Source organism: Streptomyces sp. NPDC055140 (genome assembly GCF_053607285.1).
The window spans coordinates 1253-4264 of the sequence record NZ_JBSGTG010000113.1; the positions used below are offsets into that span (position 1 = coordinate 1253).

Sequence of the window (3012 nt, forward strand, 5' to 3'; positions counted from 1 at the left end):
GTAGACGCCCGACCAGGTCCATCTGGCCGGGGGACTCGATCTGGAAGCAGCCCAGGGTGTCGCTGCGGCGGATCATCTCGAACGTGGCTTCGTCGCCCAGGTCGACATGGTCGGGATTGTCGAGGTCGAGGAGTTTTCCGGTGGTGCGGCGGATCTCGTGGACGGCGTGAGCCATCGCAGACTGCATCCGCACCCCGAGCACATCGAGCTTAAGAAGCCCCAGGTCCTCCACGTCCGTCTTATCGGCCTGCAACATCGGGTAGTCGCCACCGGGAGTGGGCTGCACCGGCAGGCGGTCCAACAGCGACGCATTCGAGATGATCACGCCGCACGGGTGCATGGCATAGCCGCGCACCAGCGCGTCCAGCCCCTCGGCCAACTCCCACAAGGGTCCGAACTCATCAGCGCGGGCATCGAGCTGGCGCAGCTCGGGCAGCTCAGCGAGCGCGGAGCGAATGTCGCAAGCCCGGATATGCGGAAACGACTTGGCGATCATGTCGACGGTCTGCGGGGCAATCCCCAGCGCAAGCCCGGTATCCCTGAGGGCGTGGCGGGCGCGGTAGGTCTCGGGCATGCCGGTGACCGCGACCCTCTCGAGCCCGAACCGCTCAATGATCTTGTCGTAGACCTCGAGCCGTCGCGCGGACTCCACATCGAGATCGATGTCCGGCAGCGAGGTCCGCCGCTCCGAAAGGAAACGCTCAAAGAGCAGGCGATGAGTAAGCGGATTCGCAGTCGCCACGAACAACGCGTGATTGACCATGGAGCCTGCACCAGAACCACGCGCGGCGACCCGGACACCCATCGCCCGCACGTCCGCGACGACCTGGGCCACCGCCAGGAAATAGCCCTCGAAACCGAGCCGGCCGATGACATCGAGCTCGTAGTCCAGCTGCCGCACCGCTGCCGCATCCGCGTCCAGACCGCGGGCGACCATGCCGGCCTCGCAGCGCTGGCGCAGCAACCGCATTGCGCCGCCCCGTTCCCTGTCGGCACCGACCACGTGCGGCTCGGGAAAATGCGGCCGCCCCATCCCCAAATCCTGAGCGGTCAACGTGCAGGAGGCAGCGGTGTCTTCAGTCTCGGCCAGCAGCGCGGCCGCCCGCTCAGGGCCGTGGCCCGAGGCCTCGGCGATCCGCGCGGCGACCGTCGCCATCTCGCCGCCGCCCTTGAGCCACCGCTCGCCACTGTCGACGCTGCGCCGGTCGATCGGACGCAGCAGCCGGGCAGCATCCAGCACATCCGCCAGGCGGTGCTGCGCCGGATCCGCGTACCGCACCGCATTGGAGACCACCACAGGCACACCCAGCTCGTCACCGAGCTGCACGGTCCGCGCAGCCAGCCGCAGCGACCCCGCCCCGGTACCCGACCGACCCAGATAGATGGCCTCCAGTCGCAGGCCCCGCCCGGCGACCGTCCGCCACGGTGCGAGCAGCCGCTCCGCCAGATCCGGCCGCCCCGACATCAGCGCAGCCACCGGCTCCGACGCAGGACCGAGCAGCACGACCAGGCCCTCGCCGAGATGCTCCTGCAGCACCGGCCAAGCAGCCACCGGCAGGCCGTCGACCGGCGCAGCGTGCGCAGCCGACACGATGCGGCACAGCCGGGCCCACCCGCCCACATCCTGCGCCAGCAGCGTCACGCGCCACCGCGCCTCCACTACATGCGCACCGCCACGCACTGGCGTACGGCGCCGGCTGGCCGACGGATCGGGCTCGCTGCAGGGCGCGACGGCGAGGTCCACTCCGAAGATCGGCCGCACGCCGGCGACGGCCGCGGCCTTGGCGAACCGCACCGTCCCGGCGACCGTGTCGCGGTCGGTCAGCGCCAGCGTGGAGAGGCCGCGCTCGGCGGCCCGGCGGACCAGGTCATGGGGGAGCGAGGCGCCGTAGCGGGCCGAGTACCCGGAGGCAACGTGCAGGTGAGAGACCCCGGAGGTCTTCACGTTTGCCACCTCCGATCACGCGAGCCCCGTTTCAAGCCGCATGGCTTGTTCCGTCTCCAATGTATCGAACGCAAATCGAACAGTGCGAGTCCTGGGTCCCGCGTGTCCCTTGAGACGTTGATGTGGTTGAGCGCTCTAGCTGGCCAGTGAGCGCGATACCTGGCCAGTTTGCGCAACGCCGTTTATGCAGGTCGGGCGGGCGAAGCGCCTTCCGGGCTGTCGTGTCTCAGCTATGTGTGGGCAGTCTCAGAGTTCTCCGGGCGACAGGGCGTCCGTCTCGCGAAAGTCTGGGCAAGGTCCGTGGTGGCCAGACGACCCCGGCGCTAGCGGGCGCTCCGGCGTCCCGCGACGTGAAGCGGCGACGTCGAGCACGGACTCCAGCACGTGCCGCGGCGTAGCCCGCACGGGCGGGCGTGAGCCACGTCACACGATGCCGACGAAGATTCTTTGACATGAGGGCTCAATGCCGGGACCGACAGGTGAACCCTTCGATCTACCCGGCAAGGAGACAACCGCACGATGAGCCCCCTCGAACCCACCAAAGAGCTCGTACACGTCCCCCTCCGGCTGCCCTCGCACCTGCAGTCCGCTGACGTGGGGGCGCTGCTGGAGGCCATGGAAGTGAAGTGGCCCGTCAGGCGGTCGCAGACGGACGCCGAGGTGGAGGTCCCGAAGCGCGATGCTGTGCAGAAGTGGAAGGACAAGGTCGCTTCCGTCGCTCTCGTGAACAGCGGAAGTGCCAGCATCCGGGCGGATCGCGGCAGGCTCGACCTGGTCCTGTTCGTCAAGGGAAAGCTGGTCGCGCTTGTCGAGTGCAAGGCGTCCAGCAGGCGGCACGACGGTCTGTTCGCGGCGCTCAATGCCCGGCGCGCGATCTTGGAGTCCCGTGCCGACAGCGACTGGGTGCCCACGGTCGCGGAGTTCGCCGAAACCTGGCTCGGCATCAAGAGGGCAACGACGACCTGGGTGGAGGCGGTCTCGACGGCCTTGCTCGGTGACTGGGTCGACGAGATCGACCGCACGTCCTGGGGTGGGCACGACCACCTGGCCGTCGATCACGTGAACCG

General features: G+C 68.8%; 1 protein-coding gene and 1 pseudogene. One reads left to right on the forward strand and one right to left on the reverse strand.

Going from position 1 to position 3012, the window contains the following annotated elements:
- Nucleotides 1-1945 (reverse strand): PHP domain-containing protein (locus ACWFR4_RS47800; protein ID WP_453658143.1); only part of this gene is annotated, 1945 nt, incomplete at its 3' end.
- A 519-nt stretch (nt 1946-2464) separates the two neighbouring features.
- Here ACWFR4_RS47800 and ACWFR4_RS47805 point away from each other — a divergent pair.
- Nucleotides 2465-3012, forward strand: a pseudogene (locus ACWFR4_RS47805) (hypothetical protein); the annotation flags it as partial.